This is a genomic window from Bacillus mesophilum (assembly GCF_008923265.1).
In the GTDB taxonomy this organism is placed as follows: Bacteria; Bacillota; Bacilli; order Bacillales; family Cytobacillaceae; genus Cytobacillus; species Cytobacillus mesophilum.
This window is the reverse complement of the sequence record NZ_WBOT01000002.1, coordinates 707,685-727,630: the sequence shown is the minus strand read 5'-3', so window position 1 is coordinate 727,630 and position 19,946 is coordinate 707,685. Positions and strand designations below refer to the sequence as shown.

The 19,946-nt window shown below is 40.4% G+C and carries 17 protein-coding genes; 16 read left to right on the top strand and 1 reads right to left on the bottom strand.

Annotated features, from left to right (window positions below):
* Positions 1 to 361: 361 nt before the first annotated feature.
* From clpX to F7732_RS08520, 8 genes are all read left to right on the top strand, one after another.
* Positions 362 to 1,627: an ATP-dependent protease ATP-binding subunit ClpX gene (gene clpX, locus F7732_RS08555; protein WP_066443121.1), complete on the top strand. Its 1,266-nt coding sequence runs from the start codon at positions 362 to 364 to the stop codon at positions 1,625 to 1,627.
* 185 nt (positions 1,628 to 1,812) lie between these two features.
* Entirely contained in the window at positions 1,813 to 3,480 is a 1,668-nt protein-coding gene (gene lonB / locus F7732_RS08550) for an ATP-dependent protease LonB (RefSeq protein ID WP_151573455.1), read from the top strand.
* Between the two features lie 259 nt (positions 3,481 to 3,739).
* Positions 3,740 to 6,067, top strand: a complete 2,328-nt coding sequence (lon, locus tag F7732_RS08545; protein ID WP_151573454.1) for an endopeptidase La — start codon at positions 3,740 to 3,742, stop codon at positions 6,065 to 6,067.
* Positions 6,064 to 6,654, top strand: a complete 591-nt coding sequence (gene yihA, locus F7732_RS08540; RefSeq protein WP_066443124.1) for a ribosome biogenesis GTP-binding protein YihA/YsxC — start codon at positions 6,064 to 6,066, stop codon at positions 6,652 to 6,654. The genes lon and yihA overlap by 4 nt, the downstream gene beginning before the upstream one ends.
* A gap of 117 nt (positions 6,655 to 6,771) precedes the next feature.
* Positions 6,772 to 7,062 (top strand): hypothetical protein, encoded by a 291-nt coding sequence (locus F7732_RS08535; protein ID WP_151573453.1) that lies wholly within the window; start codon positions 6,772 to 6,774, stop codon positions 7,060 to 7,062.
* A 198-nt stretch (positions 7,063 to 7,260) separates the two neighbouring features.
* Entirely contained in the window at positions 7,261 to 8,043 is a 783-nt protein-coding gene (locus F7732_RS08530) for a transporter substrate-binding domain-containing protein (RefSeq protein WP_151573452.1), read from the top strand.
* 61 nt (positions 8,044 to 8,104) lie between these two features.
* Positions 8,105 to 8,752: an amino acid ABC transporter permease gene (locus F7732_RS08525; RefSeq protein WP_151573451.1), complete on the top strand. Its 648-nt coding sequence runs from the start codon at positions 8,105 to 8,107 to the stop codon at positions 8,750 to 8,752.
* A 13-nt stretch (positions 8,753 to 8,765) separates the two neighbouring features.
* Positions 8,766 to 9,503: an amino acid ABC transporter ATP-binding protein gene (locus F7732_RS08520; RefSeq protein ID WP_151573450.1), complete on the top strand. Its 738-nt coding sequence runs from the start codon at positions 8,766 to 8,768 to the stop codon at positions 9,501 to 9,503.
* A 110-nt stretch (positions 9,504 to 9,613) separates the two neighbouring features.
* Here F7732_RS08520 and F7732_RS08515 read toward each other — a convergent pair whose 3' ends face one another.
* Positions 9,614 to 10,096, bottom strand: coding sequence for a LiaI-LiaF-like domain-containing protein (locus tag F7732_RS08515; protein WP_151573449.1), 483 nt, complete (start codon positions 10,094 to 10,096; stop codon positions 9,614 to 9,616).
* A 306-nt stretch (positions 10,097 to 10,402) separates the two neighbouring features.
* On the opposite strand from F7732_RS08515, the gene hemA reads away from it, so the two are divergent.
* The 8 genes from hemA (at position 10,403) to ysxE (ending at position 19,941) form a co-directional block, all read left to right on the top strand.
* Positions 10,403 to 11,749: a glutamyl-tRNA reductase gene (hemA, locus tag F7732_RS08510; RefSeq protein ID WP_151573448.1), complete on the top strand. Its 1,347-nt coding sequence runs from the start codon at positions 10,403 to 10,405 to the stop codon at positions 11,747 to 11,749.
* A gap of 12 nt (positions 11,750 to 11,761) precedes the next feature.
* Positions 11,762 to 12,595, top strand: a complete 834-nt coding sequence (locus F7732_RS08505; RefSeq protein ID WP_151573447.1) for a cytochrome C assembly family protein — start codon at positions 11,762 to 11,764, stop codon at positions 12,593 to 12,595.
* A gap of 35 nt (positions 12,596 to 12,630) precedes the next feature.
* Positions 12,631 to 13,563, top strand: coding sequence for a hydroxymethylbilane synthase (hemC, locus tag F7732_RS08500; protein ID WP_151573446.1), 933 nt, complete (start codon positions 12,631 to 12,633; stop codon positions 13,561 to 13,563).
* Positions 13,563 to 14,345 (top strand): uroporphyrinogen-III synthase, encoded by a 783-nt coding sequence (locus F7732_RS08495; RefSeq protein ID WP_151573445.1) that lies wholly within the window; start codon positions 13,563 to 13,565, stop codon positions 14,343 to 14,345. The genes hemC and F7732_RS08495 overlap by 1 nt, the downstream gene beginning before the upstream one ends.
* A gap of 18 nt (positions 14,346 to 14,363) precedes the next feature.
* On the top strand, positions 14,364 to 15,344 hold the full coding sequence (hemB, locus tag F7732_RS08490) for a porphobilinogen synthase (protein ID WP_151573444.1): 981 nt from the start codon (positions 14,364 to 14,366) through the stop codon (positions 15,342 to 15,344).
* A gap of 43 nt (positions 15,345 to 15,387) precedes the next feature.
* The gene (gene hemL, locus F7732_RS08485; protein WP_151573443.1) at positions 15,388 to 16,674 is read left to right on the top strand and encodes a glutamate-1-semialdehyde 2,1-aminomutase; all 1,287 of its coding nucleotides are present in this window, start codon (positions 15,388 to 15,390) and stop codon (positions 16,672 to 16,674) included.
* An 895-nt stretch (positions 16,675 to 17,569) separates the two neighbouring features.
* Positions 17,570 to 18,754: a stage VI sporulation protein D gene (gene spoVID / locus F7732_RS08480; protein WP_151573442.1), complete on the top strand. Its 1,185-nt coding sequence runs from the start codon at positions 17,570 to 17,572 to the stop codon at positions 18,752 to 18,754.
* 119 nt (positions 18,755 to 18,873) lie between these two features.
* Positions 18,874 to 19,941 (top strand): spore coat protein YsxE, encoded by a 1,068-nt coding sequence (gene ysxE, locus F7732_RS08475; RefSeq protein WP_151573692.1) that lies wholly within the window; start codon positions 18,874 to 18,876, stop codon positions 19,939 to 19,941.
* The last annotated feature ends 5 nt before the right edge of the window (positions 19,942 to 19,946 follow it).

Here is a 19,946-nt window from a genome sequence, read left to right as displayed (position 1 = left end):
TTTTCAACCATAAGCGTTATCATTTCCTGTCTGCTCTAAATATGTGTTACAATGCAGTACATACTTGTTTTGGGAAAAATTTAAAGTTACGTTTAAATGCCTAATATGAGAGGGAAAAGTAAGTAACATAAATATTTATGTGCTTATTTTAGATTACTCTTTTTTAGCAGCCGGAAAATTAGTTGGAGTAAGCAACGATGCTGAAATGGTATATATTCTTTGACCATCTAAAGTAAGCAGCATTGCAGTGAGCCTATTCCATACATATATCTACTCTATTTTCGGGTCAGTCAACGGAACGTTCAGTGAAATAGGATTCGCGGTTATATATCTTTTCAGTTTTTTTTGAGGGGTGAAGGAATTGTTTAAATTTAATGATGAAAAAGGACAGCTAAAATGCTCCTTCTGTGGAAAAACACAGGACCAGGTCCGAAAGCTTGTTGCGGGACCAGGTGTTTATATTTGTGACGAGTGTATTGAACTTTGCACGGAAATCGTTGAAGAGGAGTTAGGAACAGAAGAAGAAGTAGAGTTTAAAGATGTTCCAAAGCCTTCTGAGATTCGTGAGATTTTAAATGAATATGTTATTGGGCAGGACCAAGCTAAGAAGTCTCTTGCTGTAGCCGTTTACAATCACTATAAGCGCATCAATTCAAACAGCAAGATTGATGAAGTAGAGCTTGCAAAGAGTAATATTGCAATGATCGGACCGACTGGTAGCGGAAAAACATTGCTTGCACAAACTCTTGCGCGTATTTTGAATGTACCCTTTGCTATTGCAGACGCAACTTCTTTAACGGAGGCAGGTTATGTTGGTGAGGATGTTGAAAACATTCTGCTTAAATTAATTCAATCTGCTGATTATGATGTTGAAAAAGCTGAAAAAGGCATCATTTATATTGATGAGATTGATAAAGTGGCACGTAAATCTGAAAATCCGTCGATTACTCGCGATGTTTCAGGTGAAGGTGTTCAGCAGGCTTTACTGAAAATTCTTGAAGGTACTGTGGCAAGTGTTCCTCCACAAGGTGGAAGAAAGCATCCACACCAGGAATTTATTCAAATCGATACAACAAATATCTTATTCATTTGCGGCGGTGCATTTGATGGCATTGAGCAAATCATTAAACGCCGCTTAGGTCAAAAGGTAATTGGATTCGGTTCTGATAACAAGCAAAACGAGCTAGAGCAAAAAGAACTTCTTTCTAAGGTTCTTCCAGAAGACCTGTTGAAATTTGGACTTATTCCAGAGTTCATCGGCCGTCTGCCGGTTATTGCGAGCTTAACGCAGCTTGATGAAGAAGCACTAATTGAAATCTTAACGAAACCAAAAAATGCTCTTGTAAAACAATATCAAAAAATGCTTGAACTTGATGATGTTGAGCTTGATTTCGAAGATGAAGCTCTGATCGAAATTGCGAAAAAGGCAATCGAACGGAAAACTGGTGCACGTGGTCTTCGTTCCATCATTGAGGGCATTATGCTTGATGTCATGTTTGAACTTCCATCCCGTGATGATATTAAAAAATGCATCATTACGAAAGATACTGTTCTGGACACTGGAGCACCAAAGCTTGTTCTTGAAGATGGAACAATTGTTGAAGAAGAGCGCAAAACTTCTGCATAAGGATATAAATGCAACATTGCTAAGAAAAGTCGACTTCGGTCGGCTTTTCTTTTTTTATAGAACAAATGAATTAATAAGGAACGTATACAAGTCCTTTCAACGGATTTTTCTTTTTCTGTTTATTCCAACCATGTCGGGGAGATACTAGCAGTTAACAGCTAGATTAAAATTCAGGAGGGAACGACATGAGCTGGACGGGGATTGCCTTATTTATTCAATTGTTTTTTGGGATTGTCATCGGGTTGTATTTTTGGAACTTGTTAAAGAGTCAGCGCACTCAAAAAGTATCCATTGATCGTGAATCTAAAAAAGAAATGGATCAGTTAAAGAAAATGAGGTCCATTTCGCTGACTGAGCCTTTAGCAGAAAAAGTGCGGCCTGCTTCATTTGCTGATATTGTTGGCCAGGAGGATGGGATCAAGGCTTTAAAAGCGGCATTATGCGGACCAAACCCTCAGCATGTTATTATCTATGGACCGCCTGGTGTCGGGAAAACAGCAGCTGCAAGGTTGGTCTTAGAGGAAGCAAAGAAGAATAACAAATCACCATTTAAAGCTTCATCCATTTTTATAGAGCTTGATGCAACAACAGCAAGATTTGATGAGCGTGGGATTGCGGATCCATTAATTGGATCTGTCCATGATCCGATTTACCAGGGAGCCGGTGCAATGGGGCAGGCTGGAATACCTCAGCCAAAGCAAGGTGCTGTTACAAATGCTCATGGCGGCGTTCTATTTATTGATGAAATTGGAGAGCTTCATTCCATTCAAATGAATAAGCTCTTGAAGGTCTTGGAAGATCGAAAAGTATTTTTAGAAAGCGCCTATTATAATGAAGAAAATACTCAAATCCCATCGCATATTCACGATATCTTTAAAAATGGGCTTCCTGCTGATTTCCGTTTAATTGGTGCTACAACAAGGACACCGAGTGAAATCCCGGCTGCAATTCGCTCCCGCTGTATGGAAGTATTTTTCCGTGAGTTATCGGAGGAAGAAATTGAGTCAGTGGCGTTAAAGGCTGCAGAAAAAGTGAAGCTGTCGATTAGTAAAAAAGCATTAAACACACTTGCATCTTACGCCAGAAACGGCAGAGAATCTGTCAATATGATTCAAATTTCAGCCGGTTTAGCAATTACAGAAGAAAGAAATTACATAAGAGACGAAGATATCGAATGGGTTGTTCAATCCAGTCAGCTTACCCCAAGGATGGAACGGAAAATTGGCGAAAAAGCGGCAGTTGGGCTTGTAAATGGGCTGGCTGTGCATGGTCCAAATAGCGGGGCACTGCTCGATATTGAGGTCACTGTGATCCCGGCTCATGATAAGGGCAGCATCAATATTACGGGTATTGTTGATGAAGAAAGCATTGGCGGACAAGGGAAATCAATTAGACGCAAAAGTATGGCGCGCGGTTCAATTGAGAATGTCTTAACCGTTTTAAGATCAATGGGTGTACCTGCAGATGAATACGATATTCATGTGAACTTTCCTGGCGGAGTGCCGATTGACGGGCCTTCAGCAGGAATTGCGATGGCAACGGGGATTTATTCGGCGATTTATAAGCTGCCAGTTGATCATACCATCGCAATGACCGGAGAAATTAGTATCCATGGTTTTGTAAAACCTGTTGGAGGAGTGTATCCAAAGGTAAAGGCTGCAAAGAAAGCGGGTGCTTCTACTGTCATTATCCCGCAGGAAAATCAGCAAAGCATACTAAAGGAAATTGACGGCATAACCATTATTCCTGTCAGCCATTTAAGTGAAGTATTTAAAATTGCGATTCAAAAAGACGGCTACAAAGAACAATTATTAACCATGCCAATCGAATTGTCCAAGAAAGAAAGCATGTAATATCCCAGCTTGCAGTGTAAGAACTGCAAGCTGATTTTTTGTCCAATTGCCTTCTATTTCTCCGAATGGAATAGGAAAGAGATGCTTGAGAAAAAATAAAGATATGAGAGGCATAATGAGCCTGTTTATATTTGATACTAAGGCAAGTACGTGAAGAAAGTGGCTAAACAGTCGACACTGCAGGGCAAATAAGATAGAATTGTACAAAGAAATCAGCAATTATTAGGGTTTTAGATTTGCATTTGGAGGTGCATGAGAAATGACGAAAAAGGAAGAAATCATCGTCCCCCTCCTGCCGCTTAGAGGCTTGCTTGTATATCCAACGATGGTGCTTCATTTAGATGTTGGCCGTGAAAAATCAGTACAAGCGCTTGAAAAAGCAATGGTAGATGACCATTTAATCTTCTTAACTACGCAGAAGGATATGTCTATAGATGACCCTTCAGAAGACGATTTGTATCACATGGGTACACTGACAAAAGTGAAGCAGATGCTGAAGCTTCCCAATGGTACGATCCGAGTGTTAGTTGAAGGTCTCAAAAGAGCAGAAGTAATGGAATTTTATGATGAGGATGAATATTACTCCGTTAATGTTGAAGTTCATGAAGATCCCGAATCGAAGGATGTAGAGGATCAGGCATTAATGAGAACTATGCTTGAATATTTCGAGCAATACATAAAGGTATCGAAAAAGGTATCAGCAGAAACGTATTCATCTGTAACAGATATAGAAGAACCAGGCAGGCTGGCAGATATTATTTCTTCGCATTTGCCATTAAAGCTTAAAGAGAAGCAGGATATTCTTGAAACACTTGATGTGAAAGCAAGAATGAATACAGTGATTGAAATTATTCATAATGAAAAAGAAGTCCTTAATCTCGAAAAGAAAATTGGCCAGCGCGTAAAGAAATCAATGGAAAGAACGCAAAAAGAGTATTATCTGCGCGAGCAAATGAAGGCCATTCAAAAAGAACTGGGCGATAAAGAAGGCAAGACAGGCGAAATAGCAGACCTGACTGACAAAATTGAAAAGGCAGGCATGCCGGAGCATATTCAGGAAACAGCACTAAAAGAGCTGGGAAGATACGAAAAAGTACCTTCAAGCTCTGCTGAAAGTGCAGTAATCCGCAATTATATCGAATGGCTTATTTCTCTTCCGTGGACAAACGCTACAAAAGATGATTTAAACATTCAAAAAGCTGAGCGAGTTTTAAACGAAGATCATTATGGCCTGGAAAAGGTAAAAGAGCGTGTCTTAGAATATTTGGCTGTTCAAAAGCTTACCAACTCATTAAAAGGCCCTATTCTTTGTTTAGCCGGACCTCCAGGAGTTGGTAAAACAAGTCTGGCCAAATCAATTGCAAGCTCGTTAAACCGCAATTTTGTGAGAATCTCACTGGGCGGGGTCCGCGATGAATCTGAAATCCGGGGTCATAGACGTACGTACGTTGGAGCCATGCCGGGACGGATTATTCAAGGGATGAAAAAAGCTGGCACCATCAATCCAGTCTTTTTATTAGATGAGATTGATAAAATGTCCAGTGATTTTCGCGGAGATCCATCATCCGCCATGCTTGAAGTATTAGATCCGGAACAAAACCATAATTTCAGCGATCATTATATTGAAGAAACCTATGATTTATCAAAAGTGATGTTTATTGCTACAGCAAATAATTTAAGCACAATTCCTGGTCCGCTCTTAGACCGTATGGAAATCATTACGATTGCCGGATATACGGAACTGGAAAAAATCCATATTGCCAAGGATCACCTTCTTCCGAAACAGGTGAAGGAGCATGGTCTGTCAAAAGGTCAGCTGCAGATTCGCGAAGATGGCATTCAAACGATTGTCAGATACTATACGCGTGAAGCGGGTGTCCGCAGTTTAGAGCGCCAGCTTGCCACAATCGCCAGAAAAACAGCTAAAATCATTGTTTCTGGTGAAAAGAAAAAAGTTATTATCTCAAGCAAAAATGCCGAAGAATTTCTTGGAAAAGCCAAATTCCGTTATGGACAAGCAGAACTTGAGGATCAAGTAGGGGTTGCCACAGGGCTTGCTTACACAACAGTTGGCGGCGACACTCTGCAAATAGAGGTCTCACTTTCTCCTGGAAAAGGAAAACTTGTTTTAACAGGGAAGCTTGGAGACGTTATGAAGGAATCCGCTCAGGCGGCATTCAGCTATGTTCGCTCAAAAGCGGCTGAGCTTGATATTGATGAAAATTTCCATGAAAAGTATGATATTCATATTCATGTTCCAGAAGGTGCTGTTCCTAAGGATGGACCATCTGCTGGGATTACCATCGCGACTGCACTTGTTTCAGCTCTTACTGGGAGATCGATCCGCAAAGAGGTTGGCATGACGGGTGAGATTACGTTAAGGGGCCGTGTGCTTCCAATTGGCGGTTTGAAGGAGAAGTCGCTTAGTGCACATCGGGCGGGCTTAAGAAAGATCATCCTGCCTAAGGATAATGAAAAGGATATTGATGATATCCCTGAAAGTGTGAGAAATGAACTTGATTTTGTGCTTGTTTCTCATTTAGATGAAGTGCTGAAGCACGCATTGAATGGTGGTTTGCATTTATGAAGGTAGTATCATCAGAAATTGTTATCAGTGCCGTTAAGCCCGATCAATATCCTGAAAGCAATCTGCCTGAATTTGCATTGGCAGGCAGATCCAATGTCGGGAAATCATCATTCATTAATAAAATGCTAAACCGTAAAGCACTTGCCCGCATTTCTTCTAAACCTGGAAAGACACAAACATTGAATTTTTATTTAATCAATGAAATTCTTCACTTTGTGGATGTTCCGGGATACGGATACGCAAAAGTTTCCAAGAAAGAGCGGGAAGCTTGGGGCAAAATGATTGAAACATACTTAACATCAAGGGAGCAGCTCAAAGCTGTAGTTCTGATTGTCGATCTGCGCCATCCGCCTACAAACGATGATGTGATGATGTATGAATTTTTAAAGCATTATAATATCCCATGTGTGATCATTGCCACCAAAGCGGATAAAATTCCGAAATCAAAATGGCAAAAGCATTTAAAGGTTACAAAAGAAACATTAGATTTAGACCCGCAGGATTCTGTTGTTCTGTTTTCATCTGAAACCGGTCAAGGAAAAGATGAAGCATGGTCAATCTTAAAAGGGTATATGAGACAGGGTTAGTTGAAATAAAGGAGTATGGCAAATTATTGCCTGCTCTTTTTTTATTTTCAGCAAACATTTTAATGACATAATTGTTCAATCAGCCCGATAAAATTGAAATAAAAGGAGAGATTGTGTATGTGGAAATCATTCTTTATTGGAATTGGATTGGGTTTGGCTTTTATTATATTAGCTTTTTTAACAGATCATTTTATGCTATTTAGCTATATAACAGGCGGTTTAGCTCTTATTGCTCTACTCATTAGCGGAATAGCGACTAATCGCTGGAATACGCTTAAATCAGGTGCAGATTCAACAGATGCTATAAAAATAGATACCGAACCAGTCAGAAACAGCAAAAGTATGTATCGCCTCGCTCTATTCAGTGCCCCGCTTTTAATCACTACATTATTTCTATACTTTACTTAAGAGAATATGAAGTTGATAAGGATAAGGAAGGAAAGTCACTTATATCCATGCATTTGTATCTGTGAAGTTAACAGAAACTGGCATAGAGTTAATTAAGGTGAATTATCACAAAATATGAATTTTGTGATAATTCTGTTTGATTGTTAAGGTTAAGGGGTAAGAATTTTAAGCGGAACAAAAAAAGGGGGAATAAGGAAAATGCAAATCTTTAAAAAAGGCATCTACGGAATATTGCTTGTTATGATTCTTTCAGCATGTGGTGCAGAAGAGGCTTCTTCTGGGGGAAAAGCATTAGTGGATGAAGGGAAATTTACATATGCATCTTCGGGAGAATTTAATCCGTTTTCTGTAACAGAAGCAGATGGAACCATGACTGGGTTTGACATTGAAGTCGGAGAAGCTGTAGCAGAAGAACTTGGACTGGAACCGGTTCAGAAGAAGACGAAATTTGGCGGAATAGTAGAAGGTGTGAAAGCTGGCCGCTATGACGCTGCAGTGGCAAGCCACACGATCACAGAGGAACGGCTAAAAGCAGTGGACTTTTCGATTCCGTATTATTATTCAGGGCCGCAAATCTTTGTGCGTCCAGATAGTTCAGTTGAAACACTTGAGGATTTAGCTGACCTAGAAGTGGCTGTTGCAAAAGGAACGACATATGCTGAAGAAGTTTTGCCGGTAACCGATAATGTTAAATACTATGATAGTGATGTAGTCGCTTTAGAAGCATTGAGTAAAGGGAAGCATGACGCCGTTGTGACAGACTTTATTACCGGCAAGGAAGCGATCGGATCTGGAATGACGATTGATGGACGAGATTTGCTGGGTGTAGGCGAGCAGGCCATTGCGGTCAGCAAGGATAATCCTGAACTGCTGGAAGAAATAAATGCAGCGCTTGAGAAACTGCACGAAAATGGAACATTGAAGGAAATCAGCGAGAAATATATCGGTGAAGATATTACAGTGAATCCTGAAGATGAATAACCATTTGAGGCGGATGTTCGAGAGCATTCGCCTTTTATAATGTTAAGGGAGGGGAAAGTGAATGGATTGGTTTACAACGTTTATTGATACAGCACCGATCTTTTTAAAAGGGATGCTGCTAACGTTTCAGTTGACAGTTGTCTCGGTTATTATTGCCATTGCAGTCGGGCTGCTGTTTGCATTTTTAAAAATCTCCAAGATGAAGATACTTGAAGTAATTGCTGATGTATATATATTTGTCGTGCGCGGAACTCCGCTTGTTGTCCAAATCTTTATCTTTTATTTTGGTTTGACCTCGCTCAATATTTCAGATTTCTGGGCTGTTGTACTCGGACTGGCCTTTCATAACGGTGCTTATATTGCTGAAATTTTTAGAGGAGCTATTCAATCCATTGACAAAGGGCAAATGGAAGCCGGCAGATCACTTGGGATGACAAGGAGCCTGGCTATGCGGAGAATTATTCTGCCGCAGGCAAGCAGAAGGGCACTTCCTCCACTTGGAAACCAGTTTATTATTGCGTTAAAGGATTCTTCACTTGCATCCTTCATAGGAATGTATGAATTATTTAATGTAGCTACAACACAAGGTTCCATTTCCTATGACTATATGACTTATTTATTAATTGTTGCAGTCTATTACTTAGTGCTTGTCTTGTTTTTCTCTATTATTGTCAGCTTAATTGAAAAAAGAATGTCCATAAGTGATTAAGGAGGTGTCTATGATGACTGAGTCAATTATTGTAGAAGTAAACAAGCTGAATAAATCTTTTGGTGATCTCCATGTGTTAAAGGATATCGATTTGACTGTAAAGGAAAGTGATGTCGTTTGTTTAATTGGAGCAAGCGGATCTGGTAAGAGTACCTTGCTGCGCTGTTTAAACTTTCTTGAAATGAAGGACAGCGGCAGTATAAAAATTGAAAGTGAAGAGATTGATCAGCACTCACATGATTTAAATGCAGTAAGACAAAAGGTTGGCATGGTCTTTCAGCATTTTCATCTTTTTCCGCATAAAACGGTTCTGGAGAATGTGATGGAGGCGCCATTACATGTGAAAAAGCAGCCAAAAGAGCAAGTGAAAAAAGAAGCACAGGAATTATTAAAAAAAGTTGGACTTTCAGATAAAGAAAATGTGTATCCATCGAAGCTCTCGGGCGGTCAAAAACAGCGGGTTGCCATTGCCAGGGCTTTAGCAATGAAACCGGATATCATGCTCTTTGATGAACCGACTTCTGCGTTGGATCCAGAGCTGGTCGGTGAGGTTTTAACGACCATGAAAGAGCTGGCGGAAGAAGGAATGACCATGGTCGTGGTCACACATGAAATGGGTTTTGCCAAGGAAGTTGCAGACTGGGCTGTATATATGCATGACGGACGAATTGTAGAAGTGGGCCATCCGGATGAACTTTTTACAGCTCCAAAGGAAGAAAGAACGAAAAACTTTTTAGATTCTGTGTTATAAAAAGTGTTTAGATAAAAAAGGACGGGGAAAGATAACGTAAACTCCCTGTCCTTTTGCCATATAAAAGTGAAGATTACTCGGTTTATAGCCGATGATCACCACAGGTGAAGTTATTTCTTTTTCATTAGGAGAAACAGCCCGGCAACCATTAATAGCAGCGGCCAAAATCTCCAGGCAGTTGAAACGCTGCTTTGTAAAATACCCAGCCATCCCAGTATAGTGTCATAGAAAAGCAGGAGAACAGCAAGAATTAAAAAAAGGAACCCTTGAAAAAGACCTGCACCCGTCTTTAGATAACGCAGCAAAAAGGCTAAAGCGATGATTAAAATAAAGCTTCCAATATGGTCTGGCCAAATTTCCAATCTATTAACGATATGAAAATGCACCCCAAAACCAGTGAGAATGACCCCTGGGAGAATCGCTTCATAATCTTTTGCTCCATAGCCCTGAATTAAAAAAGCAATGCCGACAATGATTAATAATGTTGGCCAAGAGTATAATGGCTGTAATAAAGAGATATTTAATTGCTGCAGAAAAAAATAGGCTCCAAATCCGAGCAGAATCATCCCTGGAAAGAGACGCTGATTTCGCATATATTTTCACCACTTTCGGTCATGTTTACTTGAATATAAGTGTGATATTTGTTACTGTACATAAGGGAGTATTCGATCTATTTATTAAGTAAGTAAGATGCTGTTAATCTTGCTGGAAGCTATATAATTGGCTTCTTTACCATATTATCAGATTTTGCGCTGTTTGCACGGTAAATCTGTAACACTGCAAACATATATAGATAAACTTAAGTTCATAATCTGTTCACATGTTCGTGACGGATTTATGTCTAGAAGTGATATAATTAGAGTAGCGAACTATGTAATCATTCTGGGGGTGTCAATTTCATGCATATTTTAGTTGTTGGTCTTAACTACAGAACTGCCCCTGTAGAGATACGAGAACGTTTAACATTCAATCCTGCGCAGCTTGGGGAAGCCATGCAGGCTTTGCAACAGAAAAAGAGCATTCTTGAAAACGTTGTTATTTCAACATGTAATCGTACGGAAATATATGCGGTTGTCGACCAGATTCATACTGGCCGTTACTATATAAAAGAGTTTTTATCAGAATGGTTCCAAATTGAGCAAAGTGAATTTTCTCCGTTCTTATTCATATATGAGCAAGAAGGGGCAATGGAACACTTATTTAAAGTATCCTGCGGTCTTAATTCTATGGTTCTTGGCGAAACTCAAATTCTTGGACAAGTGCGTTCAAGCTTTTTGCAGGCACAAGAAGAAAAGACGACAGGTACAATCTTTAATCAGCTATTTAAACAGGCCGTCACATTAGGAAAAAGAGCACATTCTGAAACGGATATCGGAGCTAACGCGGTATCTGTCAGCTATGCAGCTGTTGAGCTGGCTAAGAAAATCTTTGGCACGCTTGAAAACAAGCATGTGTTAATTCTTGGTGCCGGTAAAATGGGTGAGCTTGCGATTCAGAACCTGTATTCAAATGGAGCCAAGAAAGTTACGGTTATTAATAGAACATTTGAAAAAGCGCAGAATCTTGCCAGCCGTTATGATGGACAAGCAAAATCACTGCAGGAGCTGCAATGCGCTCTTGTTGAAGCGGATATACTAATTAGCTCTACCGGTGCTAAAGGATTTGTGGTTACGAAAGAGTTAATGGAAACCGTAGAAAGAATGCGCAAAGGCCAGCCTCTATTTATGGTAGATATCGCTGTGCCGCGTGACCTTGATCCTTCTTTAACAGAGCTTGATAGTGTGTTCTTATATGATATCGATGATTTAGAAGGTATTGTTCAGGCTAACTTGGCTGAACGGGAAAAAGCAGCAGAAACGATTCAGCTTATGATTGAAGCTGAAATTGTTGACTTTAAGCAATGGCTAAACATGCTTGGAGTTGTGCCTGTTATTTCTGCTTTAAGAGAAAAGGCGTTAACGATTCAAGCAGAGACAATGATGAGCATCGAGAGAAAGATGCCGCATTTGAGCGATCGTGATAAAAAAGTATTGAATAAGCATACGAAAAGCATTATTAATCAGCTATTAAAAGATCCGATTCTTCAGGCGAAAGAATTAGCTGGACGCAAGGATGCAGAAGAGGCATTAGACCTTTTTGTGAAGATCTTTAATATAGAAGATATTGTTTCAGCCCATGAAAACGTGAAAACGGAACAGGCTAGTCAAACTCGGACTATAGTTCCGCAGCCTTCCTTACAAGTCTAGTGAGGTCTGGCCATGTTTGACATCTATATGACGAGGCTGCATGAATTTACGGTTATTCTGTATGCTTTATGTGTACTCTTATATTTTATTGATTTTCTTCATAATAACCGGAAGGCGAACCGAGCTGCCTTCTGGTTACTTTCATTTGTATGGGTTTTACAAACGCTTTTCTTAATTCTTTATATGTTCGAAACGGGCAGATTTCCTGTGCTGACGATCTTTGAAGGTTTATACTTTTACGCCTGGGTGCTAATTTCGCTGTCACTTGCCATTAATACGTTGCTGCGTGTGGATTTTACTGTGTTTTTTACAAACATCATCGGCTTTATTTTTATGGCGATTCACACGTTTGCACCCGTACAATTTGAGTCAACCGTACTCGCTGGCAGGTTAATGTCAGAGTTATTGTTGATTCACATTACAGTAGCCATACTATCTTATGGAGCATTTGGCTTATCATTTGTGTTTTCGCTCCTTTATTTAATTCAATATGATCTTTTAAAAAGAAAGAAGTGGAATTCCCGCCTTGTGCGGTTATCTGATTTAGCGAAACTGGAACATATGTCATATGTCCTGGCTGTGATTGGGGTACCGTTATTGATGATTAGCCTTATACTTGGTGTACAATGGGCATATATAAAACTTCCCGATATGTCCTGGCTTGATTCGAAGGTAGTTGGTTCGTTTCTAGTGCTGATCTTATATAGCATTTATTTGTACCTTCGAGTAGGCAAGGGCTTCTATGGTAAGAAACTGGCTTATTGGAATACTGCCGCTTTTCTGGTTGTATTAATTAACTTTTTCTTATTTGGGAAATTATCATCTTTCCATTTTTGGGATCAATAACAGTCTAAGTACTATGTAAACATTAGGAGGCCGTCATGAGAAAAATTATCGTGGGTTCGCGAAGAAGTAAGCTGGCACTTACACAAACAAACTGGGTTATTGCTGAGTTGAAAAAATTGAATCCCAGCTTTGAGTTTGAAGTGAAAGAAATCGTGACAAAGGGAGATAAAATCCTTGATGTTACATTATCCAAAGTTGGTGGAAAAGGATTATTTGTAAAAGAAATTGAACAGGCTATGCTTGATAAAGAGATTGATATGGCCGTACATAGTATGAAAGATATGCCTGCTGTTTTGCCTGAAGGGCTTGTCATTGGCTGTATACCAAAACGGGAAGATCACCGTGACGCCTTAATATCAAAAGGACATATCAAGCTTTCAGATTTAAAACCAGGCTCTGTTATCGGCACAAGCAGCTTACGCCGGGGAGCCCAGCTCCTGGCAAGACGTCCGGATTTAGAAATTAAATGGATTAGAGGAAATATCGATACACGTCTTGCGAAGCTGGAAACGGAAGATTATGATGCCATCATTTTGGCTGCTGCTGGACTTGCACGCATGGGGTGGTCACAGGATGTTGTTACAGAGTTCTTAGACCCTGATCTTTGCCTGCCAGCTGTCGGACAAGGCGCATTATCTATTGAATGTCGCGGAGAAGATGAAGAATTATTATCACTGCTTAAGAAGTTTGCGTGTGAGGAGACAACCAAAACGGTTACGGCAGAAAGAGCGTTTCTCCACAAAATGGAAGGCGGGTGCCAGGTTCCGATTGCAGGCTATGCCACACTTAAAAATGATGGAGAAGTGGAGTTAACAGGACTTGTTTGTTCTCCTGATGGCACGACCATGCTGAAGGAAATGTCTGCTGGCTCTGATGCTGAGGCTGTAGGTTTACAAACAGCATCCTCACTGACTGAAATGGGTGCAAAGGACTTAATTGACGAAGTAAAACGGGAGCTTGGAGAGTAATGTCTGCTTCGTCCTCTCTGCTCGGCAAAAGGGTGCTGATTCCTAGAGGAAAGCAGCATGCTAAACCAGTTGCTGAATTGGTAAGAGATCTAGGGGGAATTCCGGTGGAAATTCCTCTCATCTCTTTTAAGCCGACCATAACACAGAAAGAAGCTGCCAGATTAAACGAAACATTACATACATATGACTGGCTAATTTTTACGAGCAATGTAACGGTGGAAACATTTTTTGCACATGTAGATATAAAAAGTGAGTTGCTTCCGAAAATAGCAGTAATCGGTGAAAAGACGAAGGAAGTACTGGAAGCTAAAGGGCTGAACGTTGACTTTGTGCCATCTCAATATGTTGCGGAAGGCTTTATAGAAGAGTTTTTGCCACAAATTCAAAAGGGTGAGCACATTCTCATTCCAAAAGGAAATTTAGCAAGAGATGCGATCGCCTCTGCTTTACGCCAAAAAGAAGTAATAGTGAAAGAAATCATCGTCTATAAAACCCATATGCCAGAAGATAGCAAAGCGCTATTAAAAGAAAAACTGCTGAACCATCAGCTGGATATTATTCTTTTCACAAGTCCATCCACAGTTGATCATTTTATGGAGGTTGTTCTTGAAAACGATCTGGCAGACCAAATAAAACAATGTATAATCGCCTGTATTGGACCGGTATCAAAAGACAGAGCAGAAACACATGGTTTACACGTTCATGCAATCCCGGATCGATATACGGTGAAAGATATGCTGAACCAAATCATTCTGTACTTAAAAGAAATACAAACAACATAAAACGAGGAGGATTCTATTATGGACCTACAATTCAATCGTCACCGCAGACTTCGTAAGACAGCTAATATGAGAGCGCTTGTAAGAGAAAATAGACTGCATACAGATGATCTTATTTATCCAATCTTTGTTGCAGAAGGTCAGGACATTAAAAAAGAAATTACATCCATGCCTGGCATTTATAACTTATCATTGGACCATCTTCATGCTGAACTTGAAGAAGTGGTATCTTTAGGCATAAAATCGGTTCTGCTATTTGGGATTCCTGAAGAAAAGGATGCTTGCGGAACGCAGGCTTATCACGATCATGGCATTGTACAGGAAGCAACAAGATTAATTAAAGAAAGCTTCCCTGAGCTAATTGTTATTGCGGATACTTGCCTATGTGAATTTACAGACCACGGCCATTGCGGTCTCGTTGAAAATGAAGAAGTTTTAAATGATGAGTCACTTGATTTGCTAGTGCAGACGGCTGTCAGTCAAGCAAAAGCAGGAGCAGATATTATTGCTCCGTCCAATATGATGGATGGCTTTACAGCAGCGATTCGTGCTGGATTGGATGAAGCAGGATTCGAAAATGTACCGATTATGTCCTATGCTGTTAAATATGCTTCAGCCTTTTACGGACCGTTCAGAGAAGCGGCTGACAGCACACCGCAATTCGGTGACCGCAAAGCTTATCAAATGGATCCGGCAAACCGCCTTGAAGCAATTAGAGAAGCAGAGTCTGACTTGGTAGAAGGTGCCGACTTCCTTATTGTGAAGCCAGGGATGCCGTACTTGGATATTGTCCGGGATGTAAAGAACCATATCAATCTTCCGCTTGTCATTTATAATGTGAGCGGAGAATACTCCATGGTCAAAGCAGCCTCTCAAAACGGCTGGATTGACGAAGAGCGAATTGTAATGGAAATGCTGACAGGCATGAAGAGAGCCGGCTGTGATCTAATCATTACGTATCATGCAAAAGATGCTGCAAGATGGCTGAAAAAGCAAAACTAATAATAAAAACAATCTTTAACTAAAAAACGAAAAGAGGGATCGTATGCGTTCTTATACTAAATCCATTCAAGCGTTTGAAGAAGCGAAAAAGCTGTTGCCTGGCGGAGTTAACTCCCCTGTTCGTGCATTTAAATCTGTTAATATGGATCCGATCTTCATGGAACGTGGAAAAGGCTCAAAGATTTATGATATTGACGGCAATGAATATATTGATTATGTCCTTTCTTGGGGACCGCTAATTTTAGGTCACAGCAATGACCGAGTGGTTGAAGCAATCAAAAAAGTGGCTGAAAACGGGACGAGCTTTGGGGCTCCAACAGAAATTGAAAATGAGCTTGCCAAGCTTGTCATCGAGCGTGTGCCATCGATTGAAATCGTGCGGATGGTTTCTTCTGGAACAGAAGCAACAATGAGTGCCCTTCGCCTGGCAAGAGGCTATACTGGCCGCAACATGATTATGAAATTTGAAGGCTGCTACCACGGTCATGGTGATTCCTTGCTTATCAAGGCTGGTTCTGGTGTTGCCACATTAGGACTTCCAGATAGTCCTGGTGTGCCTGAGGGTGTGGCTAAAAATACAATCACAGTTCCTTACAATGACCTTGAGAGCGTGAAGCTGGCATTTAATCAATATGGAGATGATATTGCTGGTGTAATTGTTGAACCAGTTGCCGGCAATATGGGGGTTGTGCCGCCAATGCCAGGATTCCTTGAAGGACTGCGTGAGATCACAGAGCAAAATGGCACACTGCTTATCTTTGATGAAGTGATGACAGGCTTCCGCGTGGATTATCAATGTGCACAAGGCTATTTTAACGTTACTCCTGATATTACATGTTTAGGAAAAGTCATCGGCGGTGGACTGCCAGTTGGTGCATACGGCGGGAAAGCTGAAATTATGGAAAGAATTGCACCGAGCGGACCAATCTATCAGGCAGGTACCTTATCAGGAAATCCACTTGCCATGACGGCAGGGCTTGAAACATTAAGTCAGCTGACACCAGAAACTTATAAAGAATTTGGACGCAAAGCAGACATGCTGCAGTCAGGCTTAAAAGCAGCAGCAGAAAAATACGGAGTTCCGCATACAATTAACCGCGCAGGTTCCATGGTTGGCATCTTTTTCACAAACGAAAAAGTAACAAACTATGATCAAGCAAAAACATCCGATCTGAACCTATTTGCTTCCTACTATCGTGAAATGGCAAATGAAGGGGTCTTCCTTCCGCCTTCACAGTTCGAAGGATTATTCCTTTCAACTGCACACAGCGACGAAGACATTCAAAACACAATTAAAGCAGCAGAAACTGCTTTTTCAAGAATTATGTAATACAACGAAGACAGCACCGGGATAGCCGGTGCTGTTTTTTAAATGGTATTTTTTTGATGTGTTTGGGGTAAAATGGCGGGGATTTGCTTTTGTGATCCGTAAAATAGTAAATAATGTTGTGGGGGAGAAAAGCACCTTTTAAATCTCATTAGAGATGTGGTGGGAAAAGAGGGAATGCACCCTTGTAATCCAGGAATTGGTATATAGTGTCGTGGTAAAGGAGGGAATACACTTGTATAATCCATTAACTGGAATATGATGTCGTGAAAAGGAAGGATATGCGCTTGTATAATCCAGAAACTGGTATATATTGTCGCGAAAAGGGAGGAATCACACCTGTATAATCCAGAAACTGGTATATAGTGTCGCGAAAAGGGAAGAAACGCACCCGTATAATCCAGAAACTGGTATATAGTGTCGTGAAAAGGGAGGAAACGCACTTGTATAATCTAGAAACTGGTATATAGTGTCGCGAAAAGGGAGGAATCACACCTGTATAATCCAGAAACTGGTATATAGTGTCGCGAAAAGGGAGGAAACACACCCGTATAATCCAGAAACTGGTATATAGTGTCGCAAACCTCCAAATTCCAGCAGCAACCGTTAAACCTAAAACCCAAAACAATCACTGCACCCCTCTACTAAAGTGTAAAAGCAGACAATCCAGCAAAAAGTTACCCCAAATAAAAACACAACCGCCGCTAGAATAAGCCCTCCCTTCAAAGCAGAAAACAAACCAGCTGCCTATAACAAGTTCTTAATCTCAAAAACTCCTGCACCGAAAGCACTCTTACTAATCTATCCTGCAATTTTTTACTCATATTTAGTATCGTCTATTCATAAATTGGTAATGACATAGTGATTAGACGTGAAAGATATGAAGGGAGGAGTCGCTTTGACTCAGGGAAATCCATCGTGCTTACGATTTTCTTTAGAAGAATCAGTATGGTTTCAAAGAGGACAGGAAGTACTGCAATTAATATCAATCTCACTTGATCCAAATATTACAATCCAGGAAAGTGAACAATATGTCACCATCCAAGGAGCTTTAGAGCTTACAGGAGAGTATAACCGCGTCGAAGTTGATGAAACAGAGCAGCAAAATGCTGGCTACCAGGCAAAGTTTGTGCAAAGTGTAGAGGAAAGAGATGAAGGTGTTTTCGAATTCACTCATTTTTTTCCGGTTGATATTACGATTCCGAATAATCGAATTCAAAGTATTGAGGACATTGGTGTAGAAGTGGAATCCTTTGATTACGATTTTCCGGAACGCAGCTGTATGAAGCTGAACGCCAACTTAATGATTTCTGGTTTATATGGCGAGCAGCGTGAAGAGACTGAAAATGCTGTTGAGGAATTTGAGGAAGCTTCTGAGGCAGAGGAAGAGCTGGAGCCGCTCTATCGCTCATCCGCTTCAATATTTGAGCCTCCTGCGCAAGAAGAGCAAGAACAAGAACAAGAAAGTGATTTTGTCACTGAACTGCGCATTGAAAAAGCTGAACAGCAAGAACAAGATCAAGAACAACAAGAAGAGTTATTCCGCCCATTTGAAGCAGAGGCAAGAAAACAGCCGGAAGTCCCAGCAGCTGAGGTGAATGAACATGAGGTAACACCTCCAGCATTACAGGAAGCTCAAATCACACCTCAAGCCGCAGAAGAGCCTAAGGAAGCATTCCCTAATATTGCATTTACAGCTCAAAGAAGTGAAACACCTGCTGAAACATACGTGGCAGAAGTGGAAGAGTTTAAGCAAGTACCGCTTGAAGAAAGTCCTGTTCAAGAAGTAAAAGTAACTGAAAATGTATACATGGAAGAGTCATCATCTTCTTCTGAGCAAGAAGTAAAGAAAAAGAAAAAATCGAAAAACAGTATGACATTAACAGAGTTTTTTGCACGAAAAGATGAAAATGAAATGTCTAAGCTGAAGGTATGCATTGTGCAGCACGGAGATACCCTTGAGCTGCTTGCAGAAAGATATGAAGTGTCTTCTCAGCAGCTGCAGAGAGTAAACAACCTTGATATCAATCAAGACGTCTTTGAAGGTCAAGTCCTGTATATTCCTGCTGTTTTAACCCGTTAATGTTGAATCGTGGACCAATGAGCAGGTGTATGTTAACCTGCTCATCTGTTTTTTTTCACAGTGGTTATCTTGTTCTGAGGTTAGAATTGCGCTGAATTGGAGGAAGTGAGTGATTGGCTGTGCAGGAAAAAAATCGATTAAAGCAGGTAGCACCCATTTTAAGACATTATGCTGTAGAAGCAAATTTTGTTGAGGATTTTGGCAGAGTTCAAAAAATTTATAGCAATAAAGGAATTTTTGCTTTAAAAAAAATCAAAACCAATCATGGTGCTGACTTTATCAGACATGTGCATAATTTATATCAAAAAGGCTACAACCGGGTTGTACCAATCTATCCGACGGCAGATGGTCGTTACGCGGTGCTGCATGATCATCATTTATATTATTTAATGCCTTGGCTGGCGAATGAATTAAAAGAGGATCGAACTCAAAGGTATCAGCAGATGTTCAGGGAATTGGCACGGATGCATACCATTTCAGTCAGAGAAGTAAAAATCACCAAAGAGGAAAGAGAAGAACATTATGAGAACACACTGCAGCAATGGGAAAAAGAGAAGGAATTTCTTTCAGGCTTTATAGAGCAATGTGAAAAACGAGCGTATATGTCACCGACAGAGCTGTTGTTTTGCTTATATTATCATGACATAACACAGGCAATAAAATATGCGGAAGATAAGTTGAAAGCATGGTATGAAAAGACGAAAGAAGAAGAAAAAGCAAGAACCGTTCTTATTCACGGAAAGGTTTCGCCAGAACATTTTTTATTTGATGAGCGCGGCTACGGATATTTTCTGAATTTCGAAAATGCAAAGCTCAGCTCTCCATTGCATGACATGCTTCCTTTTCTCTCCAGGTCGTTAAAGACGTATCCTAAACGCTCGGAGGAAGCTGTGGATTGGTTATATACGTATTTAAAATATTTTCCATATAAAGCAGATGAGCTGTTGCTCTTTCAAAGCTATTTCGCCTATCCTGGTCCGGTGATCCGTGCAGCAGAACGTTATTATCAAAAGAAAAATAGCCGTGGCGAGCGTAAAATGCTGCAATATTTACAGGGTCAATTCTGGCTATTAAAAAATACAGAGTATGTGATTATGAGAATTGAAGAAACAGAAAGACAAAAACAAGAGGCTGCTGCTGCGGCCGCAGCACAAGCGCAGGCAGAACAAGAAGGAGCCCAGAATTAATCCAT